General features: G+C 43.2%; 23 protein-coding genes. 15 read left to right on the top strand and 8 right to left on the bottom strand.

Annotated features, from left to right (window positions below; genetic code table 11):
* Positions 1-219: 219 nt before the first annotated feature.
* Positions 220-738 carry an inorganic diphosphatase gene (locus tag H6F42_RS03800; RefSeq protein WP_190398036.1) on the bottom strand — a complete coding sequence of 173 codons (519 nt, stop codon included), beginning with the start codon at positions 736-738 and terminating at the stop codon, positions 220-222.
* Positions 739-927: 189 nt separating this feature from the next.
* Here H6F42_RS03800 and murI point away from each other — a divergent pair, with 189 nt between their 5' ends.
* The 3 genes from murI (at position 928) to H6F42_RS03785 (ending at position 4,589) form a co-directional block, all read left to right on the top strand.
* Entirely contained in the window at positions 928-1,758 is an 831-nt protein-coding gene (murI, locus tag H6F42_RS03795) for a glutamate racemase (RefSeq protein WP_190398035.1), read from the top strand.
* Positions 1,759-1,814: 56 nt separating this feature from the next.
* On the top strand, positions 1,815-3,290 hold the full coding sequence (locus H6F42_RS03790) for an N-acetylmuramoyl-L-alanine amidase (RefSeq protein ID WP_190398034.1): 1,476 nt from the start codon (positions 1,815-1,817) through the stop codon (positions 3,288-3,290).
* 96 nt (positions 3,291-3,386) lie between these two features.
* The gene (locus H6F42_RS03785; RefSeq protein WP_190398033.1) at positions 3,387-4,589 is read left to right on the top strand and encodes an N-acetylmuramoyl-L-alanine amidase; all 1,203 of its coding nucleotides are present in this window, start codon (positions 3,387-3,389) and stop codon (positions 4,587-4,589) included.
* A gap of 126 nt (positions 4,590-4,715) precedes the next feature.
* Here H6F42_RS03785 and H6F42_RS03780 read toward each other — a convergent pair whose 3' ends face one another.
* The 4 genes from H6F42_RS03780 to psbH all read right to left on the bottom strand — a co-directional run bounded on the left by H6F42_RS03780 (position 4,716) and on the right by psbH (position 7,263).
* Positions 4,716-5,858: an NDP-sugar synthase gene (locus H6F42_RS03780; protein ID WP_190398032.1), complete on the bottom strand. Its 1,143-nt coding sequence runs from the start codon at positions 5,856-5,858 to the stop codon at positions 4,716-4,718.
* A 162-nt stretch (positions 5,859-6,020) separates the two neighbouring features.
* Positions 6,021-6,680: an aminoacyl-tRNA hydrolase gene (gene pth, locus H6F42_RS03775; RefSeq protein WP_199288891.1), complete on the bottom strand. Its 660-nt coding sequence runs from the start codon at positions 6,678-6,680 to the stop codon at positions 6,021-6,023.
* Positions 6,673-6,945: a TatA/E family twin arginine-targeting protein translocase gene (locus H6F42_RS03770; RefSeq protein ID WP_190398040.1), complete on the bottom strand. Its 273-nt coding sequence runs from the start codon at positions 6,943-6,945 to the stop codon at positions 6,673-6,675. The genes pth and H6F42_RS03770 overlap by 8 nt, the downstream gene beginning before the upstream one ends.
* Positions 6,946-7,068: 123 nt before the next feature.
* A complete protein-coding gene (gene psbH / locus H6F42_RS03765; protein WP_190398031.1) occupies positions 7,069-7,263 on the bottom strand; it encodes a photosystem II reaction center protein PsbH in 195 nt (64 codons plus the stop codon).
* A 73-nt stretch (positions 7,264-7,336) separates the two neighbouring features.
* Between psbH and psbN the strand changes: the two genes are divergently transcribed.
* The 5 genes from psbN to H6F42_RS03740 all read left to right on the top strand — a co-directional run bounded on the left by psbN (position 7,337) and on the right by H6F42_RS03740 (position 10,019).
* Positions 7,337-7,468: a photosystem II reaction center protein PsbN gene (gene psbN, locus H6F42_RS03760; protein ID WP_190398030.1), complete on the top strand. Its 132-nt coding sequence runs from the start codon at positions 7,337-7,339 to the stop codon at positions 7,466-7,468.
* Between the two features lie 73 nt (positions 7,469-7,541).
* Positions 7,542-7,967 carry a molybdenum cofactor biosynthesis protein MoaE gene (locus tag H6F42_RS03755; RefSeq protein WP_190398029.1) on the top strand — a complete coding sequence of 142 codons (426 nt, stop codon included), beginning with the start codon at positions 7,542-7,544 and terminating at the stop codon, positions 7,965-7,967.
* Between the two features lie 39 nt (positions 7,968-8,006).
* Positions 8,007-8,573, top strand: coding sequence for a DNA-3-methyladenine glycosylase (locus H6F42_RS03750; RefSeq protein ID WP_190398028.1), 567 nt, complete (start codon positions 8,007-8,009; stop codon positions 8,571-8,573).
* A 478-nt stretch (positions 8,574-9,051) separates the two neighbouring features.
* The gene (locus H6F42_RS03745) at positions 9,052-9,369 is read left to right on the top strand and encodes an STAS domain-containing protein (protein ID WP_190398027.1); all 318 of its coding nucleotides are present in this window, start codon (positions 9,052-9,054) and stop codon (positions 9,367-9,369) included.
* 182 nt (positions 9,370-9,551) lie between these two features.
* Positions 9,552-10,019, top strand: a complete 468-nt coding sequence (locus tag H6F42_RS03740) for a CAAD domain-containing protein (RefSeq protein WP_190398026.1) — start codon at positions 9,552-9,554, stop codon at positions 10,017-10,019.
* Between the two features lie 44 nt (positions 10,020-10,063).
* Here the strand turns inward: H6F42_RS03740 and recA are convergent, their stop codons facing one another.
* Complete coding sequence (gene recA, locus H6F42_RS03735) at positions 10,064-11,221, bottom strand: recombinase RecA (protein WP_190398025.1); 1,158 nt, start codon at positions 11,219-11,221, stop codon at positions 10,064-10,066.
* Between the two features lie 330 nt (positions 11,222-11,551).
* Here recA and H6F42_RS03730 point away from each other — a divergent pair, with 330 nt between their 5' ends.
* The 5 genes from H6F42_RS03730 to H6F42_RS03710 all read left to right on the top strand — a co-directional run bounded on the left by H6F42_RS03730 (position 11,552) and on the right by H6F42_RS03710 (position 13,807).
* Positions 11,552-12,097: an NYN domain-containing protein gene (locus H6F42_RS03730; protein ID WP_190398024.1), complete on the top strand. Its 546-nt coding sequence runs from the start codon at positions 11,552-11,554 to the stop codon at positions 12,095-12,097.
* A gap of 134 nt (positions 12,098-12,231) precedes the next feature.
* Positions 12,232-12,789, top strand: a complete 558-nt coding sequence (locus H6F42_RS03725) for a Uma2 family endonuclease (protein WP_190398023.1) — start codon at positions 12,232-12,234, stop codon at positions 12,787-12,789.
* 183 nt (positions 12,790-12,972) lie between these two features.
* A complete protein-coding gene (locus tag H6F42_RS03720; RefSeq protein WP_190398022.1) occupies positions 12,973-13,227 on the top strand; it encodes a hypothetical protein in 255 nt (84 codons plus the stop codon).
* Complete coding sequence (locus tag H6F42_RS03715) at positions 13,218-13,421, top strand: hypothetical protein (protein WP_190398021.1); 204 nt, start codon at positions 13,218-13,220, stop codon at positions 13,419-13,421. Before H6F42_RS03720 ends, H6F42_RS03715 begins: the two co-directional genes overlap by 10 nt.
* Positions 13,418-13,807, top strand: coding sequence for a type II toxin-antitoxin system VapC family toxin (locus tag H6F42_RS03710; RefSeq protein ID WP_190398020.1), 390 nt, complete (start codon positions 13,418-13,420; stop codon positions 13,805-13,807). The genes H6F42_RS03715 and H6F42_RS03710 overlap by 4 nt, the downstream gene beginning before the upstream one ends.
* Before the next feature lie 301 nt (positions 13,808-14,108).
* On the opposite strand, the gene H6F42_RS03705 is transcribed toward H6F42_RS03710, so the two are convergent.
* Positions 14,109-16,331, bottom strand: a complete 2,223-nt coding sequence (locus tag H6F42_RS03705; RefSeq protein ID WP_190398019.1) for an NACHT domain-containing protein — start codon at positions 16,329-16,331, stop codon at positions 14,109-14,111.
* A gap of 215 nt (positions 16,332-16,546) precedes the next feature.
* On the opposite strand from H6F42_RS03705, the gene H6F42_RS03700 reads away from it, so the two are divergent.
* Positions 16,547-17,488, top strand: a complete 942-nt coding sequence (locus H6F42_RS03700; RefSeq protein ID WP_190398018.1) for a trypsin-like serine protease — start codon at positions 16,547-16,549, stop codon at positions 17,486-17,488.
* Positions 17,489-17,592: 104 nt separating this feature from the next.
* A complete protein-coding gene (locus H6F42_RS03695; protein ID WP_190398017.1) occupies positions 17,593-20,592 on the top strand; it encodes a tetratricopeptide repeat protein in 3,000 nt (999 codons plus the stop codon).
* Between the two features lie 91 nt (positions 20,593-20,683).
* Here H6F42_RS03695 and H6F42_RS03690 read toward each other — a convergent pair whose 3' ends face one another.
* Positions 20,684-22,417: an energy-coupling factor transporter ATPase gene (locus tag H6F42_RS03690; protein WP_190398016.1), complete on the bottom strand. Its 1,734-nt coding sequence runs from the start codon at positions 22,415-22,417 to the stop codon at positions 20,684-20,686.
* Positions 22,418-22,429: the final 12 nt, after the last annotated feature.

The raw sequence follows: 22,429 nt of genomic DNA, 5'->3' as shown, positions 1-22,429 counted from the left end.
GTTTCTTAAAGCTTTCAAACTATTCTTTTGTCTAGGTTCTTCGCGCTTTTCCTTTCAGTTTAGGTCGGCTTGCTTTCGCTTCGCCTCCCTTCAGCGCTTTACTAACTTAGCAAGGTTATAAAGCTTTGTCAATAGGTTTTGTTGGTTTTGTTTTGAAAAGATTTTGGCTTAGATGATCTATTCCTTGCGGTAGAAGGATCTCAGACCCGCAAAAAAGTTTTAGGATTTAGGCAATGCCGCTTCAATTGATTTAGTTACAAGTGCTTGAACTGCTTCCACGCCTTCCCAGCCTCTGATCTCAGTGACTTTCTTTTCTAGGTTTTTGTAGGAACGGAAAAATTCAGCAATTTCTTCGAGACGATGGGGAGCGATGTCGGCTAGGGTTTTGACATCCGCGTAGCGGGGATCTTTAGCAGGGACACAAAGGATCTTTTCGTCCCGATCGCCACCATCAATCATGATGAGCATTCCGATGGGGCGGGCGGGGATAACACAACCGGGGAAGGTGGGTTGATCCATGATCACCATGCCATCAAGAGGATCGCCATCGTCGGCAAGGGTGTTGGGGACAAAGCCGTAGTCGTAGGGATATTGAACTGAGGAGTAAAGAACACGATCTAGGGCAAAGGCATTGAGATCTTTGTCAAACTCATATTTGTTTTTACTGCCTGCGGGAATTTCGATTAAGACGTTGAGGATACCTGCTTTGGGTTGGGGGGGAATTAGAGATAAGTCCATGATTGTTTTTCTGTTTTTGTGATTAGTTAAGGTTATGTTTTTATGAGGTGACGATCGCTTAATGAATAGCTGCCTCATAAAAAAGTATAAGTGTCTAATGCGCCTGTATTTGCGGATAATTAGTTAGGCTGATACGCACTTTTTAAAAAGTATGCTTTACTGTGATGCATGTGAATTGTGAGGATGTGAATGGTTTTGCAGCAGGAAGCTCGGTTCCCTATTGGTGTTTTTGATAGTGGGGTTGGGGGACTTACGGTTTTACAAGAAGTTCACCGCCAATTGCCTAATGAGTCTGTGGTTTATTTTGGAGATACGGCAAGGTTGCCCTACGGGAAGCGATCGCCTGCGGAAATTATTGAGTATGTATATGAGATTTTGAATTGGATGCAATCTGAGCGAGTCAAGATGGCAATCATGGCTTGCAATACCAGCTCGGCTCTAGCTCTGGATATTGTGCGAAAAGATTTTGATTTACCAATTTTGGGCTTGATTTTGCCAGGGGCGAGGGCTGCTGTGGGCAAGGGTAAGCGCATTGGTGTAATTGCTACAACTGCTACGGTTAAAAGTGAAGCTTATGTAAGAGCTATTTGTGAAAGTGATCCCCAAGCACAGGTTTTTCAGATGGACTGCCCTGAGTTTGTGCCTTTGATTGAGTCCGATCGCATTCATGATCCCTATACTTTACAAACTGCAAGGCAATATTTAGAGCCATTAATTGAAGCAAATATTGATACTTTGGTTTTAGGCTGTACTCACTATCCACATTTGTCAGGGGTTTTACGTCAGATTCTGCCTTCTCATGTGGCTTTGGTTAATCCTGCATCCTATGTTGTAAGAGCGGCTAGTCAAGAATTGGATTTGATGGGACTAAAATGTTCTGAAAATCGATGTGGGCGTGCAGAAACTCGATTCTTTGTCAGTGGTGATCCCGATCGCTTTGCACAGGTATCAAGACGTTGGTTAGGAAAGTTACCTTTGGTAGAAAAAGTTGCGCTATCTCCTGTAGAATTGCTGTCTTAAAGTTGTAATTGGCACTCTCTAGGCAATTTTCTAGGCAATTTGACGGGAGTAAATTTTTGAACCAATACTATCAACAATCAATTGGGATGCTGTTGTGCTTGGTGATTAGTAGCTGTTTTGGGACTCAGCCAGTCAACGCTGAAGATACTCATAATTTACAGCAGGAATTTCAGCAGATACATCGCCTTCAAGCTCAACTACCTTTTTCTCAACAATTTCAGCTACGCAATGTTCAAGTTGGGACAGAAGGGCTAATATTGTCGATCAATGGAAATCCTCAGATCAGCACTACGCGAGTAGCTAATCCCGATCGCGTTATTTTAGATTTGCAATCTACGGAAGTACCTGCTTGGCTCCATAACTCTACAGTACCGATTAACCGTTATGGCATCAGACAGATTAGAGTCGCACAGTTTCAGAAATCTCCTGCGATCGCAAGATTAGTTTTGGATCTTAGTAATCCGAATCCAGTGGGATGGCAAAGCTCCTTTGATGGGGGAAGAGGCATTCTGCTGCTGAGACCTGTGGGAACACAGACTAGCCCCGTCCCTGTAGCTACGCTACCTGTAAGTAATAACCCAGTTAATCAACCAAGTAGTAATCAGCCCCCCACCATTGACGGCTTGTCTTTTAATGGTTACGGACAACTTGTAATCCAAGCCAGTAGGACCATTACTTATCGTAGTAGTAATAGCCCAGAGACTAATACCTATAGCTTTACAATTCCTGCAACGAGAATTTCTTCACAACTACGCCGTCCGATTTTGGGGGCTAATAGTCCGATTGAGCAAATTCGCCTCAATCAAGTGGGTGATACGGTAGTCGTCAGTGTAAAAACAATTACTGGATGGCAAATTCGCGAAGCTCCACGCACCAACGCGCAGCAGGTGGCGTTGCAGTTATTTAGCATTTCTCAGAATACTAGTGTTTTGCCGACTAATCCGCGATCGCCAACCGCGCAAATCTATGGCAATAACAATGGGCGTGGCTTGATAGTTATCGATCCCGGGCATGGTGGACCTGATGTGGGCGCTACGAGAAACGGAGTCTACGAGAAGGATATTGTGCTCGCTATAAGCAAACAGTTAGGCAGAATCTTGCAGCAAATAGGTTATTCGGTAGTGTATACACGTACTGAAGATCTCGATCTCGATTTAGAACCTAGAGTGCAAATAGCGGAGAATGCTAAAGCTGATGTATTTGTTAGTGTGCATGTGAACTCTCTAGATGCTAGTTCCTCTCAGGTGAATGGCGTAGAAACTTATTACGCTCCAGGTGCGTCTTTAGGAAAGAATCTTGCCGATTTAGTACATGATCAAATTATTGCTAATACAGGCGCAAATGACCGTGGTGTGAGGTCAGCTAGATTTTATGTAATTCGGAATACTTCGATGCCAGCTATTCTTGTGGAGACTGGTTATATTACCAATCCATCCGAGGCTTCCAGATTACTCAGTGGTTCTTATCAAGAACGTTTGGCTGAGTCGATCGCTAGGGGAGTTGACAGCTTTTTAAAGTCTTACCGAAGATAGAGAGTCGAGCGATCGCTGGAGAGCAACAATCTAGCTGTTAAATAGCTCAATTAAATAGCTCAATCTGCGGATTTTTATGCCATTGGGAGAAATATTTTGCGATATCGACAACTAGCAGTTGGAGTTTTTATTAGCATTGCTAGTAGCTATATAGGAAGCATATTCAGCTCTAGTATTGAGGCTCATGACTCACCATCTCAATTGCCACAAACATATACGGCATCTCCATTAAAAACTAATTCAGTTAAAAGCAAAGGCTTACCAAGCGATCGCCTTACGCAAGCCATCCCCATTGAACCGAGTAACAGCCCTCGCCCCATCATCCCCGCACCTACCAACAGCAATTCTGCAGAAGTTACAGGGTTGAGCTTTAGCAGTACGGGGCAATTATTAATTGATGCTAACCAGCCCATAGCTTACCAAACTAATTTTGATCGCATTTCTGGTCTTTATAAAGTGACCATCAGCAACACCAAAATTGCCGTAAATTTTCAGCGCCCGACGTTGGCGATCAATAGTCCGATTGAAAGAATTCGGCTAGTACAAGTTGGATCTTCGTTAGAAATTGGCATCAAAACGATCGCGGGTTGGCAAATACGGGAGAGTCAGCGCCTAAGTAATAAGCAAATCAAACTACAAGTTTCCCTTAATAGCGTTTTACCACCCCCCAAGCCCACTTCTCAAACTAGTCCCCCACCTTTACCCCAGAATAATTCCATCCCATCCCCACCGAATAATGGCGATCGCCGCCGAGGGGTAGTTTTAGTTGATGCGGGTCATGGCGGACGCGACCCCGGGGCAGTTGCTAATGGGGTTCAAGAAAAAGACATTGTTCTGCCCATGAGCTTAACCTTGGGGCAGACTTTACAAAGCATGGGTTATACCGTTTATTACACGCGCACTAATGATGTAGAAATCGATCTAGAACCGCGTGTGGGACTAGCCGAAAGGGTAAAAGCAGATATTTTTGTGAGTATTCATGCTAATTCCTTAGCTTCTCTCAATAGCGCCGTTAATGGGGTTGAAACTTATTATGCTCGTGGATCTACATCGGGTAGAGAACTGGCGAGCTATGTCCATTCTCAAGTTATTAATAACACTGGCGCTAGCGATCGCAGCGTGAGAGCCGCAGGTTTTTATGTGATAGCCAAAACTTCGATGCCTGCTATTTTGGTGGAGACTGGATTTGTGACTAATCCTAGGGAAGCGGCAAATCTTAGTAATCCTAATTATCAAAAACAAATGGCTGAGGCGATCGCCAGAGGAATCGATCAATTTCTCAGCCTTCGCAAACCCTAAAACAAAAACAGAAAATGGCTACGCCATTTTCTGTTTTTGTTTTGACTTAAGTGAATACAGCTATAAAAATCAGTAGAGCTAGAAATACAAAAAATTGAGGTGCTTGGACCTCAATTTTTTGTATTTCTAGACAGAAGCTTTTGCTAACTCTAGGGGAGACTGTGATTGTTGCTGATGTCTAGCATCCGTGATCAGCCAATCTAAAGCCGCCGCTTGTAGATCGATCGTTGCGCCAGTTTTGTCTACGCAGTAGCGACCGAATACCAGCTTATCGACTAGGCGCACATCCGATAGACGAGAATACTCGAAAATTACACTGCGCTCCACACTCGCGCCACTACAAACATGGCAATTAGGTCCAATCATCGTAGGGCCAATAATCGTCGCCCCATCCTCAATTTGGGTCATTCCCCCAATATAAACGGGACCTTGAATATCGACTTTGTCCCAATTAACTGACACATTTAAACCTGTGAAAATTCCTGGACGTACTTCATGCCCAGGAATTTTCACATTTTTAATTTTGTCCGACAAAACATCTTGAATAGCTTGCCAATAGTCAGGAACTTTCCCGATATCTACCCATTGAAAATCCATAGAGATGGCATGAAATGGGAGATCGGCGGCAACTAACTTGGGGAATAAGTCGCTACCCAAGTCAAACTCCACACCTGAAGGCACATAATCAAGGATCTCTGGCTCAAAAATATAAATACCAGTATTAATCGTATTGCTTAAGGCATCTTCAACACTTGGCTTTTCTTGAAACTGCTTAATGCGACCGTCCGTATCGGTGACTACAACCCCGTAACTAGACACCTGATCTTTAGGAACAGTCTTGGTAATAATTGTAGCTAGGGACTTTTTTTGACGATGCCAGTTAACGGCATAGGTGAGGTCGAGATCAATAAGCGCATCACCACAAAGCACGACAAAGGTGTCGTCAAAGAAGGGGGAAAAATCTTGAATTTTTTTTAGCCCACCCGCAGAGCCAAGAGCGCTACCTTGAAGCTTTCCATCAATGATTGTCCCCTCAAAGGAATATGCCATTTGTACGCCAAATTTTTGACCGTCTCGGAAATAGTTTTCGATTTCTTCAGACAAATGGCTCACATTAACCATGATGCGATCAAAGCCATGTTGCCTGAGCAATTCTACGAGGAATTCCATCACAGGTTTTTGCATAATTGGAATCATGGGCTTAGGCATGATATTCGTGATAGGGCGGATTCTAGTACCCTTACCCGCCGCTAAAATCATGGCTTTCATAAATTACTGTCTCCTCTCTCTAAGATGAAATCTCAATTGCATGTCCCAGCGACTTTATACAAAAATTGTTCAAAATGCCTGAAAGTCCGTCTTATCATACCCCTTACTAGCTCCAAAAGCATTTGGATACATCACGCTTGATGCTTCAAGGTAGATAGAAAGCTAGCTTGTAGGGGTATCAACGCTAAGACTGTTATATAAGCTCATCGCCTTTGCTAATCCATCCGCTAAAATACTCGTTACTGCGGATGTGGTTATTTCGAGGACTTCGTTGACGATTTTATTCTCAGATGCAGTAAAACCACCTAAGACATAGTTAGCAACATTTTGGTTGGCTTTAGTAGCGATCGCTGCGGTGCTTTGATTAGATCTATTCTCGCCACGACCAATACCAAGACGCAATCGAGGAAAGTTTTGGTTACCCAGATGGGAAATAATCGACTTCATGCCATTATGTCCGCCAGCCGAACCTGAAGGACGTAAACGTAATTTACCGAGGGGTAAGTCCATGTCGTCATAGATCACCAAAATATTTTCGGGGTTACATTTAAACCAATCGGCACAGGCTCGCACTGATTGACCTGACACATTCATATAGGTCGTGGGCTTGAGGAGCCGAATTTTACCACTACTAGCTAATCGGCTCGACAATCGACCTTCACCAAAAATTCCATAAAATCGCTTTTCTTTGCCCAGAGAGATACTCCAGTCTGAGGCTAAGCGATCAATCGCCATAAATCCAATATTGTGGCGAGTTCGTTCATATTCAGGACCAGGGTTACCTAGTCCGACGATTAGAGAAATTGATTGATTATCAAGCATCCGCAGCGTTTGTGGCTTCCTTAAGTTCTTCTGAAGATGTGGCTTTGACTTCGGCAGTGGTAGCGGCGGGGGCGCTCACAGTTTGCTCTAGGCGATCGGCTTCACGTTTAAACTCTGATTCAAACTCACGGGAAGCCTCTTGAAAGCCTTTAATTGCCTTGCCCATGCTTCGTCCAATTTCGGGTAGTTTTTTGGGACCAAAAATTAATAGAGCCACCAGCATGATTAAAATCATCTCGGGTAAGCCAATACCGAAAATATTCATTGGAGATAACCTCAAAATTGCTAGATATTTAACTTACATCGTCAGGCTATGTCAAATACATCTCCTTGATACATCAAAGGCACGCTTTGCGTGCCTTTGAGTAAGACGGGAAACAGCTAAAAATTAGCCGCCCCATTTAAGGTTGACACCTTCAAGAATCAAAGAGGAGTTGTATAGCTGGAGGATGATGACCAGAAACACAAGGAACAAGCCCATGAATACTGCCATCAGAGGGGTGGTTCCCCAACCGCGAGAAACCTTACCATATTCTGCATTCAAGGGTCTGAGAATATCGCCAAGCCAAGTACGTTGTGACATAAAGTAGTCTTCTTAAAAGGATTGTTACGAAATAGTATAATTGTAACAATAACTCAAATCATTGATTCAATCCATGGAAAATGCAACTTCGATCGCGGTGACTATTGCCGTATGTGTGATCTGTTTGACGGCTTATGCGATATACGTGGCATTTGGCCCCCCGAACAAAGAATTGGTCGATCAATTTGAAGAACATGAAGATTAATTTTCAAAATTTAACAAAAGGGTTGCGTTGCAACCCCTTTGTTAAATTTTGAGTTAACCCAGCAAAAGCAGCTATGGCAGAAAATTTTTGGCTAACCCATGAGGTTTTAGATGTGGCGGCGGCTTATGCGATCGCCGATCAAGCTCGGAATGGCGCGATCGTGTTAATGAGTGGGATGGTACGCAACCAAACTGGGGGAAGGGCGGTTGATTATTTAGATTATCAAGCCTATGAATCAATGGCTTTGCAAGTATTTCAAGACATTAGCGATCGCTGCCATCACCAGTTTCTCGATATTACGGAGGTTGTAATTCATCACCGCTTAGGCAAACTCAAAATTGGTGAAATTAGTGTTTTAGTTGCCGTCGGTTCGCCCCATCGTGCCGAAGCCTTTGAAGCCTGCCGCTATGCGATCGATACCCTAAAAACTGAGGCTCCCATCTGGAAAAAAGAGTTTTGGCTGGATGGGCTGAGTAGTTGGGTAAATTGTCCTTTGTGACCCAAAAGCCGCTTTACGGCTTTTGGATGTTGACTTTTTATGCTGCTAGAAAAATCTTTTTTTGAGCGTCCTGCCTCAGCCGTTGCTCCTGATTTATTAGGATGCACTTTAGTCCGACGCATTGAGGGGGTGACCTATCGGGGGGTAATTGTGGAGACCGAAGCCTATGATGCTAGCGATCCCGCCTGTCATGGTTATCGACGCAAGACACAGCGCAATGCCGCAATTTTTGGTGCGCCCTGCACGGCTTATGTGTATTTAATTTATGGGATATATCACTGCGTCAATATTGTGACCGATCGCGAAGATTTTTGTAGTGCAGTCTTAATTAGAGCCATTGAATGCGATCGCCTACCCAGTTGGAGCAATCCCAAGGAAAAAATGAATCGGGCTGGGGCGGGACCAGGAAAACTTTGTCGGTTATTCAAAATTGATCGTCAACTTGATGGCGTTACTTTGCATCCAGATTTTGATTTGTGGCTAGAAGCGCGATCGCCCAATTTCAACGAGCCTATTATCCAAACCACCAGAATCGGCATTACTCAAGGAGTCGATTTGCCTTGGCGATGGTATTTAAGCGATCGGCTTTCAGTTTCCAAAAGATAATATTTTCAAGAAAAAAGTCGATACTCAGTATCGACTTTTTTCTTGAAAATATTTCTGTCCCCATAAACAGCTATAGCAATGCAAGAGTTAGCCAGTACAAACCAAAACCCAAAAAGCAAGTTGCGGCGCTTCGCGCCGCAACTCGCTTTTTGGGTTTTATGTCCTAAGCAAAACTTACATTGCTATAGTCAAACGACATATTGATAACTTCTTAAATAACCTTTGCATAACTTTTGGTTAAAAAATCCTTAGGCTAAAGCAGTAACATATGGCTATTAAATGAGTTATAGGATTTATTTACCTAAAACATTAGCTTAGATAAAGCAAATCACTTTCTCCAAGGCTGTTTTCTTCTATGTCTACTCATTTAGATATTTTAAAGAATTATTCAGGCATTCATTAATTTTCTCAAACATCTATTTAAGTCAGTTTAAAAATTTATCGCGTCTCTAACCGCGAGAAAGGAGGAACAAAAGCCATGCGTATTGAAGTAATGCAACCAACGGGTCATCTTGACGCAACCAGCACTAATTATTTTCGTCAGCAAGCAAGCAACGTTTTAGACGGCAAGCCTGATGTTCTCTTAATTGATCTCCAACATCTAAAGCGCATGGATAGTTCAGGGTTAGGGGCTTTGGTATTTGCTCTTAGAAGTTCGCGGGCGATCGGTTGTAAGTTTGCTATTTGCTCGATCAGCGAATATATTGACTTCTTGCTAGAAGCTACTTCTATGAAAAGTCTATTTGAAGTATTTGAAAATCGTAATCAATTTGAGCGTTCTTTAAAAAAAGTTTAATCGATCAAGTTTTCTCAAAAAGCTACTCCTTTTCGAGTGAATAATTAAGGGTGCGCGGCAGAGCCGCGCACCCTTAATTATTCACTGGGAAGACAGGCGGCTAAAGCTATAGAAATAACAATACGATACAAATATTGTTAAAATTTCACAGTAATAGTTATAAATACTTAATCTTAGAAATCATGGAACCAAACGAAACTACCGTTGAAGCAACGGCAGAGAATCTAGTCGAAGCCGTAGAAGTTGTGACAGCGAAACCCAGTGTCGCTAAAGTTGCTGTTGTCGAAGCGCCAAAGCCAGTAGTTGTCGAGCCAACTCCATCAAGCACAGTCCCCACATCCGAAATAGCTACACCCCAACTCCCAGAAGATATTTGGAAGCAAATCAATCAATTATGGGATCAATACTTTGGGGAAGGCAAAAAGGACAACCTGACGATCGCTATTGCGGTAATTGCTACGATTCCTGTATTGATTGCAGTTTCAGCACTTTTAGATTTTCTCAACCACCTGCCTTTACTACCTAGTATTTTTGAATTGGTGGGCTTTGTGTATTCGCTCTGGTTTATCTATCGCTATCTCTTGCTTGCCACTACTCGCAAAGAGCTAACTGATACGATTAGCGCTTGGAAGCAAAAGGTTTTTGGCTAAGTAAAGAAGGGCAGCACTAAGTGCTGCCCTTCTTTACTTAGAGATTAAAAATCCTCGGGTGGAGTATCGTCATCCTCTGGCTCAATCTCTTCGGGAGCCACCTTAGTTGCTGACACTACAGCCCCTGCGGATAATTTCTCACGAACTTGACGCTCGACATCTTGGGCAAACTCTGGCTTATCTTCCATATATTTGATGGTGTTATCGCGACCTTGTCCAATATTGTCGCCTTGGTAGCTATACCACGCACCTTTGCGGACAATAATGCTCATCTCTTCGGCGAGATCGACTAAACAGCCAAGGGTAGAAATGCCCTTACCAAAAATAATGTCAAATTCGGCAATGCGAAAGGGTGGGGCAACTTTATTTTTGGCAACCTTGACCTTAGCGCGAATTCCAAATTCCTCTGTGCCTTTTTTCAAGGTTTGAATGCGGCGGATATCTAGACGCACTGAGGCGTAAAACTTGAGAGCTGTCCCGCCCGTTGTGGTTTCAGGGCTACCGTAGGATACGCCGATTTTTTGGCGAAGTTGGTTTAGGAAAATGACGATGCAGTTAGATCTGCCGACATTGGCGGTAATTTTGCGGAGAGCTTGACTCATCAAGCGAGCTTGTAAACCAACGTGGGATGCGCCCATTTCGCCTTCGATTTCGGCGCGAGGTACAAGAGCTGCCACAGAGTCGATCGCAATAATATCTACTGCCATTGATCGCACGAGGTTATCGACAATTTCTAAAGCCATTTCCCCTGAGTCGGGCTGCGAAATTAGCAAGTTATCAATATCTACACCGACATTAGCCGCATAGGTGGGGTCAAGGGCATGTTCTGCATCGACAAAGGCTGCCACACCGCCACGTTTCTGCACTTCAGCGATCGCGTGAAGTACAAGGGTGGTTTTACCTGAACTTTCGGGGCCATATACTTCGATAACCCGTCCTTTTGGCAAACCGCCACCTAGGGCGAGGTCGAGAGGTAATGCACCACTAGGGACAGTTTCGACACGCATACTTGTAGCATCGCCCAGACGCATAATCGAGCCTTTGCCGTGGTCTTTCTCGATTTTTTGCATGATTGCATCCAGAGCCTTCTTCTTTTCAGGGCTGATGCTGGATTTTGAGACTTGGGCTTTTGCCGATTGGGCGATCGGAGTAGTCTTATCAACTTGGCTATTTGCTGCCGCAGAGGAATTTTTCGGTGCCATTGCCGTTCGAGGTTAAGTTCATTTAATGTCTGCCTCATTATGACACTAAGCACCTTAGTTTGAGGTGTTTAATCTATACTAAAATTTAGGTGATTATGTTGCTAATAGTAGAATTTAGATATTTGTACTAAAAAAAATATGGCGCACAGGCTAGACGTACGCCACATTTTTTGGTTTGAGTTTTGACTACTGCTCTCACAAAATAATTAGTAGAGCGATGCAAAGCATCGCTCTACTAATTATTTATGGACTTTCACGAAAAGAAACGCAACATTTGTAAAGTCTAGTGTCAGAATTAAAGGCAGTAGTTTTATTTAGTGGTCTACCATTATGTCGGCGGAACATCCACCCGTTATGTTGGTGGACGGCTATAACGTGATTGGGTTGTGGCGACACTTGCAGGAGATACGAGATCTGCAAGGGTTTGAAATCGCGCGATCGCAATTAACAGAGACAATGGTGAACTTTAGCGCTTATCACGGTTATAAAACTACGCTAGTTTTTGATGCCTATGTGCAGGCTACTCCTGCTAAATCCGAAAAAATCACCAAAAACCTGAAATTATATTTCACTAATCATAATGAGACTGCGGATACTTACATTGAGCGTCAATGTGGCAACTACCGACGCGATCCCCTCAGACATTTAAAACGAATTATTGTGGTTACTTCCGATCGCGCCCAGCAATTAACCGCCGTTGGCTTTGGGGCGGAGTGGCTATCGGCAACCGCCTTGGAACAGGAAGTTGAAGCTACTATGCGATCGGTACAAAGTCGCCAAAGAAATACTAAAGCCAATACCAATAATCTGTTAGGCAATCGCATTGATAGCAAAACAAAGGCGCAGTTAGCGAAGTGGCGCAATAGTTTGAATTAAAGCGGATATAGCGGAAATGGTAAGACAAGAAGGAAGTTGGAGGAGGAGCAGTTGGAGGAAGCGGAGTTGGATTTTGAGAAGGTAGGGGAATTTGGAAGTGTGGTTGAAAAGTAAAAAGGTAAAGGAAAAAATATATGGTCATCACCGCAGTACCCCCCCATAGCTTAGAAACATTTCTAGAAATACCTGAAACCAAACCCGCCTCAGAATTTATTAACGGACAAGTCACTCAAAAAGTTGTGCCGCAAGGAGAACACAGTCGGTTACAAGTTAAGTTATGTACAAACATCAACCAAGTTGTGGAAACTCCAAAGATTGCCTATGCTTTTTCGGAATTACGCTGTACTTTTGGAGGAGCCTCAATCGTTCCTGATATTTCTGTATTTCGTTGGGAGAGAATTCCTCGCAAATCATCAGGACGAGTGTCTAACCGTTTTGAAATATATCCTGATTGGGCGATCGCGATACTTTCTCCCGATCAGAGACAAAATAAAGTGATAGCTAATTTGTTGCATTGTGTAGACCATGGTACAGAGTTAGGTTGGTTGCTCGATCCTGAAGATGAAAATATTTTGTTAGTGTTACCTGAGCATCGTATTCAAATTTTGGAAGGTTCTCAAACTGTACCTGTCCTCAGTGGAATTGATTTAAGTTTAACGGTTTCCCAGATCTTTGAGTGGCTAAGTTTTTAGTGGCTGCGTTGGGGGGGGGTGAGCGATCGCATTACCGTTTGGCGATCGCGGTGATATGCGTAAATGGTGGGAATAATGCTGCGCCCCTACAATGATTTTGTGGTTTCTTGCAGAAATAGATTGACTGTAAATGAAATGATATAATGCTGATATAGAATCAGCATTATCAAATCCTCAGAAAAAATGGTTGTTTTACAGCTTGATGATGAGCAAGTAATAGAACTCGTAAATCAGCTTTCTAATGAGAAGCAATTACGGTTATATAAGCTATTAATTAAAAAGCGTTGCGATCGCTGGATTGAGTTATCTAATATTGGACAGGCTGGAGCAAGGCGTGCAGCTAGCGATCGGGGGTTGGATTGGGATTTGTTAACTGAAGATGAGCGAGAAGAATTTTGCAATAGGTTGAATAGTGAGGTAAGTACTAAATGTCTGTGAAAGAACTACTAATTAATAAACTTGATTTGATGTCTGAGAATGAATTGGAAAAGGTACTCAAGCTATTACAGGTTTTTGGCTTAGCTGATCGTACATCTTCTCAAAGTAAAATTTATTCATTGCGTGGTCTACCAATTGAGTATATCGATCCCTTAGAACCTGTGGCAATTTCTGATTGGGATGTGCTGGGATGATTGTGTTAGATACGCATATTTGGATCTGGTGGGTACATGGAGACTCCAAGCTTAGTCAAACTGCTGCGGCGACTATTCAGAGTCAAGAGTCTTTAGCGATCGGGGTTAGTATCATATCTTGTTGGGAGATTGCCAAGTTGGTTGAGTATAATCGCTTGACTCTTCCCTGCGAACTTGAGGAATGGTTTGAAAAGGCTCTGTCTTACCCAGCGATTCAATTATTAGATCTCACGCCGCAGATTGCCATTGCTTCAACTCAGTTAGTCGGTTTTCATCGCGATCCTTCAGATCAGATTATCACTGCAACGGCTAAGGTTTTAGGATGTCCGTTGGTTACTGCGGATACAAAGATTTTGAATTATTCGGGGGTAGAGACAATTGCATGAGATTGCATCAACAGCACCAATAACCTGTAGGGGTAAAGCATTTGCGCCACAATCTCTAAACTCCTCACAAAAAATCTCGATCCGCAAATGCTTAACCCTCTTTGCTCTCGCCGATAAATTGTGGCTGCGTTGTGAGGTTTGGGCGATCGCATTACCGTTTAGAGATCGCGGTGATAAGCGTAAATGATGGCGGTAATGCTGCGCCCCTACAGTTTAAATTGAGGTTGAGATCCCCGACTTTTTCTACTCTATCAAAGGGGATTTGTAAGGTTACAAAAAAAGTCGGGGATCTGTCCGTTTCTTAATCATCTGGTGGTAACAAGAGGTCTGCTTCAATCGCATCCCACGTTGCAGGGGAGAGTCTAGCTGCTTCTTGCTTGCATTTGAGGAGTAGGTCTATGCTACGGAGGTAATTGTTTAGGGCTTTAGATTCTTCGCTGCTGTAATCAATAAGCTCTTCAGTCAAATGAAAGACTTCCATATAAGCACATATAAATAGTTCAGATACTTTTTTAATTCGAGTGATGTCTGATCTATATAGAACAGCAGATTGAAGATCTTGCAATTGATTTGTAAGTTTTGACAATTTTAGATCTGTAAAGATGCCTGATTTTTCTAATCTAAGATCGATGATGCTGGTTAAGTTGATATTACTGACAATATTGATATCGATGTTGTTGATAATATCGTTGATGGGGTTGATGTTGATAAAGTTGATAATACTGATTTTGATATAACTGTCTCTGTCATTCTCTATATTAGTGACGCTGTCTCTGCTTATTAGATTGACATCGAAGTTGAGAAGACTGGCTCTAGTAAAGTCTATGTTGATAAAACTGGCTATAGCATGACCTACAGAACTAGATATACTAGTACGGAAATTATCGGTGACAAAGTAAACTTTAGCTCTGCTGATGCCAATCGCGACCGCACGTTTAGCCGCAGGTTTAAAATTACCTGATGACCCTGCCGTAACTTGATCTGCCCATTGCAGTAATGCTTTCACCTTGGGATGACGTGCATAGTGTTTTGCTACTTTGTGCATCTCTAGAAGCAGTTCATCCGATCCTCTCTCTACCATCAGCCCAGAAGTCAATAGAAATACTTCTCTCCATCGATCATCAATCAAATATTTCTCTACCATCTGCGAAATTTGACCATGAGCGTAGATATATCTTGCCGTCAGATATTCCTGCAAAGTCAGATGTGAGAAAGAATATACATCCTCAACCCTTTCTACTAAAATGCCTTGCTGAATGGCGATCGCCTCTAAAACTTGTTCGCCACTCAGTTGTTTAGGCGCATTCAGATTACTTGATAGAAACTCCTTAATTCGCTCAACTAATTGGGTCTGAGGAATAAACAAGCGATCCGCCTCAAATCCCTCACAGGCAATTTTTGAGAGCAGAACTTCCTCTAGCTCTACACTCAAACCCTCATAGATCGCCTGTCGCATAATCCGCTTTTCGGCAGCCCATTCCTCCAAGAGAATCCGTAAAGCCTTCTTGTATAGCCCACTGCGATTATTTGCAAAGGTTTGTGACTTGTCATAGGTCAAGCAGAGAAAAGTTAGCAAAATCGGACTATGGGCAAGTTCTTTTGCAGGTTTGTTTTCAGCACGTTTTAGCAATTCCCAACAAAGCGCCGCCGTTCCCGCCTGTTTGTCTTCTTCGGAGCGAAACCAGTTATTGATAAACTGCTGAATCTGTTCATCATCAAACTCCGACAAAATCACATCACTAAAACGTTTGAAATTGTATCGATAGGCAGCCGTGCGACAGGAGGCAATGTAGCGATTTTTGTCGTAGCGATCTACAAAGTCTTGAATTGCATCAATAACGGAGTTGACATTTGCCGAAGGTACTTCATCTAGACCATCTAGCAAAATCAGCAATTTTCCCTGATCTAAAGCACTTTCCGTAAATTGCTTGGGCTTAGGAAATCCACAGGTAGTAAACTCTGCCTCGATTAGCGCCTTGAGATCGATTTTGCTCTCAGTAAATTTCTTTAGCTCTAGCAAAACTGGAATGGCTTGATGCTTAAAGTTGCCCTTTTTTCCTTTAAAAGATTCCAAACCAATTTTGCGAAGAAAAGTAGACTTCCCTGCCCCCGGTGCGCCCAACACCATCAGAAATTGCTTTTGACTAGCAAAAGCAATCCCATCTTGCCTTTCCTTAGAACGATACCGCAGCAATCTTTGACCAGCTTCACGGTAAAGCTTCTCCAAATCATCAATAGTTGCAAACTGCTGAACCTCATCCTCTCCCAATAATTGAACTGTCGTAAATACCTCATCCAGTTTGACAGGCTCACGCATTCCCAATACCTTGAGTACCCCATGACGTTCAGTATAGTTCTCGATATACTTACCCGCCGCTTTAAATACGACATCCTGCACATCCTTACCCACATCTCGATTCATCCAACGAGCAATTAAACCTTCACCTTCTTTCTTACCACTGTCTTTAAGCACATCGAGCATGATTCCACCAAGAAGTGGAATAAATGGTTCTAATCCAGTCATAAGATTTTGTAATTGCAGTAGCCCGATCCTAGAGGATTTAAAGTTGCTTGTAAATTAAAATTCGCCATTCTCCTAATTACTAGTCAGCATTCTTTGCGATCGGTAATGGGTTATAGCCCTGTGGAATTGTTGCAAAAATTGAAACCTAAAAAAGTTTTTCGTAAGTTAAATTATACTGATAAAAACGTGACTTTAAACAGGTAACCTTTGAGTCTATGAAAGTTAGAACTTGGCAAAATTGGTTTAGTTTTAGTTTTGGTATCGCGATCGCAGGGTTAGAATATCTCACCGCACCCCATAGAGTTAATGCCCAAAACCTATCGGAATTACTGCCCAAGGAGGCGATCGCCCCAACTCAGATTGATAGCTTCAAAGAACTTAACGCCAATCCCGATGGCTTTGTGCCTAGCAAATTACGAGAATCCGAGTCGCCAATGGGCAGCAATCGCGCCATCATCGGCGAAGATCAGCGCTTACCACTCATTAGCCGTGAATATCCTTGGTCTACAGTCGGCAAAATCGTGATGATCAGCAAGGCAGGAAAGGAATATTCCTGCACAGGTACATTGATTGGGCGATCGCTGGTACTGACCAATGCCCATTGTGTCTACGAGAAGGATCGTCTATTTACCAAAATGTTCTTCTTACCCAATTTGATCAATGGACGAGTTCGCACAAAAAACGATGTGGCAGTAGTCAACAATGTTTTAGCAGGGACAAATAAACCTGATATCAGATCCGCCGATGATTGGGCGATTTTGCAAATCAATAAACCCTTAGGTGATAAGTATGGTTTTTTGAGATGGCGCACGGTTCCCATTGCCGTATTGCAACGGTATAAAAACAGACTCTCAGTAGCAGGTTATTCGGGAGATTATCCTGATCCCAAAGTCTATGGCGAACTGGGGGCGGGGCGGGGCTACACCGCAGGCGTACATTTAAAATGTAGCGTCCTAGGCGAAAAGGAAGGAATGTTAGTACATGACTGCGACACTAATCCTGGGGCTTCAGGTTCCGCCTTGATCAGCAAAATTGATGGGGTCTATCAGATTGTGGGACTTCATGCCGCAGGACGAAGAGATCGGCGCGGTCGTGGGATTGAGAATTATGCTGTACGAATTGGTCGCATTGAAGCGGAATTGAATAAAACCAAATAGATAGAAATAATGGGCAAAGCCCATTATTTCTATCTATTTGATGCATAAGTTCTAATTAAAGTAAAAAGCACAAAAAGAGGGAATCAATGCGTAAAATTTTGAGCATGGCAGTTTTAACGTTGGTTTTAGGGTTGCCTGTGCAAATGGCGATCCAAATGGCGATCGCTGATCGCACCTTAGCCCAGAGTCCCCCCAACCGCCAAGAGCAAGCCGATCAATTAGTCCAATATGCAAGTCAATTGCTGCGCGGTAGTCGCTATGATGAAGCAGTCAAAACCTATGAGCAAGCTTTACAGATTTATCAAGAGCTTAAAGATCGTAGCGCTGAATCAGTAGTTCTAAATAATATTGGGTTAACCTATTTCCGACAGAAACAATATCCAAAAGCATTAGCCTTTTATCAACAATCCTTAACCATCAATAAGCAAATTGGTGATCGCAAAGGCGAAGCTACTTCCCTCAGTAATATTGGCGCTGTCTATAACAGCCTAAGACAATACGATCAAGCAATTAGTTTTTTTCAGCAGTCTTTAACCATTAGACAACAGATTGGCGATCGCAAGGGGGAAGCAACTTCACTTAGCAATTTAGGGAATGGCTATCTAAATCTAAAGCAGCATCAACAGGCGGCGGACTTCTTTCAGAAAGCGGTAACCGCCTATCAACAAATCGGCGATCGCAATAGCGAGAGTCTTAATCTAGGCAACCTTGGTACAGCCTATCAACGCTTTGGGCAATATCAAAAAGCCGCCACCGCCTATCAACAGGCGTTAGCGATTTTCAAACAGATGGGGAATCTTGAAAATCAAAGTTATTCCCTTAAGGATCTTGGTGATGTCTATCGCAGTTTAGGGCAGTATTCCCAATCAATTAATGCCTATACCGAAGCTTTGGCGATCGCTAGACAAACGCAAGATGTGGAATCTCAGAAGAATTTACTCAATGATTTGGGAACGGCTCAAGTCATTGTGGGAGATTATAAAAAAGCAATTGCTTCTTATCAAAGTTCTCTAGCACTTGCCAAAAAGCTGGGAGATAGCAATGGGTTAGGGAACTCTTTAATCGGTATTGGTAATGGCTATAACAGTTTAGCCCAGTACCAGAAAGCCATTGACTTTTATCAACAGGCGCTAGTTTTAAAAAGACAGGATGGCGATCTGCAAAGTGAAGCAAAATTGTTAGGGAATTTAGCCAATACTTACGACTATTTGGGCAATCTCCCCAAGGCTATTGAATTTAATCTGCAATCAATTGAGCTATTCAAAAAAATTGGCGATCGCGAAGGGTTGGGCAAATCCCTGAATAATCTGGGGAGTGCTTATAGCAGCATTGGCAACTATCCCAAAGCCATTGAGACGCACCAACAGTCTTTAGCAATTTCTAAACAGCTTAGCTATCTTGGTGGTGAAGCGACATCATTGAATAATTTAGGAATTATCTATAGTAATTCAGGGCAACTTCCCAAAGCGATTGAATTTTATCAACAAGCACTAGCCATCAATCGCACCACAGGCGATCGCAATGGTGAAGGCTTGGTGCTTGGCAATTTGGGCAACGCCTATAGTAAGCTCCAGCAGTATGACCAAGCCTATAATTTCTTTCAGCAAACCCTATCCATTTTTAAACAAAATGGCGATCGCGAGAAGGAAAGCCTTTCCTTTAGTCAACTGGGTTCCACACTCTCTAGACTCAATCAACCTGAATTAGCTATTCTCTTTTATAAGCAATCCATCAATGTCCGTGAATCAATTCGTAAAGACATTCGTGGACTCAGCAAGGAAGATCAAACAACCTATCTAGAAACCATTGCCAATAGTTATAAAAATCTCGCAGATTTATTACTCAAGCAAGGTCGAATTATGGAGGCTTTGCAAGTACTGGACTTGCTCAAGGTGCAAGAGCTAGAGGATTATCTCAAGAATATCAAGGGTAGCGATCGCACCGCACAGGGAATTAGGGTTTTAGCTGCGGAGAAAGCACTGATTCCGCAACTTTCAAAAATCAGCTTTGAGAACAGCAAAGACCTTAACAGTCAATTAGCGAGTCAAATTCAACAATTGCCTAAAGCAGAACTAAATCAAGTTCCTGAATATTTGCGCCAAATCCCTCAAAGCACAGTCTTACTCTATCCTCTCATTTTAGGCGATCGCCTAGAGATCATTCTCTTCTCTCCCAACGCTCTACCCATTAGCCGTGCCGTTAACCTATCGCAAGCCAAACTAGAATCTCTAGTGACAAATTTTAAAGGCGACCTCATTGATGCGGGTTCTGAAGATTACCAAGAAAATGCGATCTCTCTTTACAATCTCTTAATTAAGCCGATTGAGAGCGAACTCACTCAAACCAAAGCCACGACAATTCTCTATGCCCCCGATGGCATCCTGCGCTATGTTCCCCTTGCGGCGCTCTATGATGGCAAGCAATGGCTCATCGAAAAATATCGCATTAGCAATCTCATTGCTTACAGCCTTAGCGACTTCTCGCCTAAGCCCAAAATTCAGCCTAGCATTTTAGCGGGAGCCTTTGGTGGAAAAGCGGGTGAGAAAAAGTTTGGTCAGCAGGGGCTACCCGCTACGATCAAAGAAGTTCAAGCGATCGCCAATGCTTTCCAAAACTCCACCACTCTCTTAGAAAGTGATTTTAGTCGTCAAATCACTGAATCGAAATTCAAAAACTACAATATCCTCCATTTCGCTACCCATGCCGAGTTTAATATCGGTACGCCCGATAATTCCTTCATCATTTTTGGCAATGGTGACAAAATTCGTTTGAACGAAATTACCGATTGGCAAATTCCTAACATTGAACTGATAGTCCTTAGCGCCTGTCAAACGGGTGTAGGGAAGTTAGGCAGTGGGGTGGAGATTTTGGGCTTTGGCTATCAAGTCCAGAAGGCAGGAGCTAAAAGTGCGATCGCTTCTCTTTGGTCTGTAGATGATGAGGCAACCCAAAGTCTCATGACCGCTTTCTATAAAGAACTTCGCCAAGGTGATATCAACACCAGTGCAGCCCTCCAAAAGGCTCAAGTTTCCCTAATCAAATCTGCAAATTTCAAACATCCCAAATATTGGTCAGCATTTTTCGCGATCGGTAATGGAATGTAACAATCATGCCGCCCACAGATTTAATATTTGATGATAGAGAGCCTTTGGAAACTAATCAGCATCGAGTGGCGATGCATTGGGAGCATTGGTACTATAGCGCCGCAAAGCAACTGGCAAATTCTGTGGGTGTGATGAGTGGATAGGAGCGATCGCTAGTTTTGCTTAAATATTGTGATAGGAATACCGATTGCGGAGGTGTGAGGTAGGTGGACTCTAGCAAATCGACTTGATGATAGGCTTGGCGCAGGGGCGCATCTAGCAAAATCGTACCTTTGCCCATGACGATCGCGCGATCAGCGTAGTCAGGCATTAGGTATAAATGGTGGGTAATTACGATTACCGTCTTCCCCATTTGATGCAGTTGACGGCTCACTTCTAAAATAGAAGACGCGCCTTGATAGTCTTGTCCTGTGGTGGGTTCATCAAAAATAATAATATCGGGATTCATGGCAAGTAAGGCGGCAATCACGATCCGTCCGCGTTCACCTTTGGGAAGCGAGAGAGGATGGGCATGGCGATTTTCCCAGAGTCCCATCGCTTGTAAACTGCGAGCCGTCTCTTGTTTAACTGCTTCAGGAGCGTAGCCCAAAAAAGGAAGCGCAAAGGATACTTCCTTTTCGACACTGGTATTAAATATTTGATTGTCGGGATTTTGGGCGAGATAACCGATGGATTGAGCGAGTTCACTCACGGATAATTTGCAAGTATCGCGATCGCCCACGAAAACTTGTCCTGATGTAGGCTTGAGGAGATTGAGAAAGTGCTTAACTAGGGTACTTTTACCTGCGCCATTCTGTCCGACAATTAAAACATATTCTCCTTCTTGGATATCTAGAGAAATATTTTTGATAGCTTCCATTCCATCGGCATAGGTATGTTGCAGATTTTTAACAGAGAGAATTGGCGGTTTAGAGAATTTAGGTTGATCGCTAGAATTGGGGGAATTGGAAAGATTTGGCGATATGATCCTGTGACCTTGCGATCGCCACTGCCCTAAAACCGCCAATCCTGAGGCTAAGGTCACGGGAATTGGATCAAGCTCAATTCCTTTTTGTTGGATTTGACTAAAGGCTTGAGCAACTTCGGGAGGTCGTAATTTATTTTGGTGTAACAAATCCACCTGTCCATAGATTTCTGATGGTGTGCCAATCGCCAGCAATTTGCCCTCTGACAGTAAGGCGATGCGATCGCAAAATTCTGCCATTTCTTCGGCAGCATGGGAAACCATGACGATCGCCACCCCTAAATTTTCTTTGAGTTCGCGGACGGTGGCAAAAACCTCTTGGGAGCCGATGGGATCGAGTTGGGAGGTAGGCTCATCCAGAATTAATAGATCAGGCTGAAGGGCAAGGGCGGCGGCGATCGCGAGGCGTTGTTTTTGTCCACCCGATAGATCTTGAGGATTCTTCTTCTCAAAACCTTCTAGACGCACTGATTTTAAAACGCTGGGAATCCGTCGCAGGATTTCTTCACGGGGTACGCAGAGATTTTCGAGGGCAAAGGCGATTTCATTTTCGACGGAGGTAGCCGTAATTTGGACTTCAGGATCTTCAAAGACGATGCCCACATGACGGGCTAGCTCACTGACGGGATGATCAAGGCTATCTAAACCCGCGATCGCAATTTTGCCAAAAAAGCGCCCGCCATAAAATTGGGGGACAATCCCTGTGAGGGCTAAGCAGAGGGTAGTTTTGCCTGCCCCAGTCGCGCCAATGATGCCAAGAAACTCCCCTTGATGGATCGTTAAGGAAATATCCTGTAAGACGGTCTCCTTAGAGTTAGGATAAATATAAGAAACTTTATCTAATACTGCGATCGCTTCCATAGATATTCCCAA

This window comes from Pseudanabaena sp. FACHB-1998 (assembly GCF_014696355.1).
In the GTDB taxonomy this organism is placed as follows: domain Bacteria; phylum Cyanobacteriota; class Cyanobacteriia; order Pseudanabaenales; family Pseudanabaenaceae; genus Pseudanabaena.
This window is presented reverse-complemented; position numbering and strand designations above follow the sequence as displayed.

Coding starts and splice junctions, on each gene's coding strand:
- H6F42_RS03800 (WP_190398036.1), bottom strand. CDS start 738: ATGGACTTATCTCTAATTCCCCCCCAACCCAAAGCAGGTATCCTCAAC.
- murI (WP_190398035.1), top strand. CDS start 928: ATGGTTTTGCAGCAGGAAGCTCGGTTCCCTATTGGTGTTTTTGATAGT.
- H6F42_RS03780 (WP_190398032.1), bottom strand. CDS start 5,858: ATGAAAGCCATGATTTTAGCGGCGGGTAAGGGTACTAGAATCCGCCCT.
- pth (WP_199288891.1), bottom strand. CDS start 6,680: ATGCTTGATAATCAATCAATTTCTCTAATCGTCGGACTAGGTAACCCT.
- H6F42_RS03770 (WP_190398040.1), bottom strand. CDS start 6,945: ATGAATATTTTCGGTATTGGCTTACCCGAGATGATTTTAATCATGCTG.
- psbH (WP_190398031.1), bottom strand. CDS start 7,263: ATGTCACAACGTACTTGGCTTGGCGATATTCTCAGACCCTTGAATGCA.
- psbN (WP_190398030.1), top strand. CDS start 7,337: ATGGAAAATGCAACTTCGATCGCGGTGACTATTGCCGTATGTGTGATC.
- H6F42_RS03755 (WP_190398029.1), top strand. CDS start 7,542: ATGGCAGAAAATTTTTGGCTAACCCATGAGGTTTTAGATGTGGCGGCG.
- H6F42_RS03750 (WP_190398028.1), top strand. CDS start 8,007: ATGCTGCTAGAAAAATCTTTTTTTGAGCGTCCTGCCTCAGCCGTTGCT.
- H6F42_RS03745 (WP_190398027.1), top strand. CDS start 9,052: ATGCGTATTGAAGTAATGCAACCAACGGGTCATCTTGACGCAACCAGC.
- H6F42_RS03740 (WP_190398026.1), top strand. CDS start 9,552: ATGGAACCAAACGAAACTACCGTTGAAGCAACGGCAGAGAATCTAGTC.
- recA (WP_190398025.1), bottom strand. CDS start 11,221: ATGGCACCGAAAAATTCCTCTGCGGCAGCAAATAGCCAAGTTGATAAG.
- H6F42_RS03730 (WP_190398024.1), top strand. CDS start 11,552: ATGTCGGCGGAACATCCACCCGTTATGTTGGTGGACGGCTATAACGTG.
- H6F42_RS03725 (WP_190398023.1), top strand. CDS start 12,232: ATGGTCATCACCGCAGTACCCCCCCATAGCTTAGAAACATTTCTAGAA.
- H6F42_RS03720 (WP_190398022.1), top strand. CDS start 12,973: ATGGTTGTTTTACAGCTTGATGATGAGCAAGTAATAGAACTCGTAAAT.
- H6F42_RS03715 (WP_190398021.1), top strand. CDS start 13,218: ATGTCTGTGAAAGAACTACTAATTAATAAACTTGATTTGATGTCTGAG.
- H6F42_RS03710 (WP_190398020.1), top strand. CDS start 13,418: ATGATTGTGTTAGATACGCATATTTGGATCTGGTGGGTACATGGAGAC.
- H6F42_RS03705 (WP_190398019.1), bottom strand. CDS start 16,331: ATGACTGGATTAGAACCATTTATTCCACTTCTTGGTGGAATCATGCTC.
- H6F42_RS03700 (WP_190398018.1), top strand. CDS start 16,547: ATGAAAGTTAGAACTTGGCAAAATTGGTTTAGTTTTAGTTTTGGTATC.
- H6F42_RS03695 (WP_190398017.1), top strand. CDS start 17,593: ATGGCAGTTTTAACGTTGGTTTTAGGGTTGCCTGTGCAAATGGCGATC.
- H6F42_RS03690 (WP_190398016.1), bottom strand. CDS start 22,417: ATGGAAGCGATCGCAGTATTAGATAAAGTTTCTTATATTTATCCTAAC.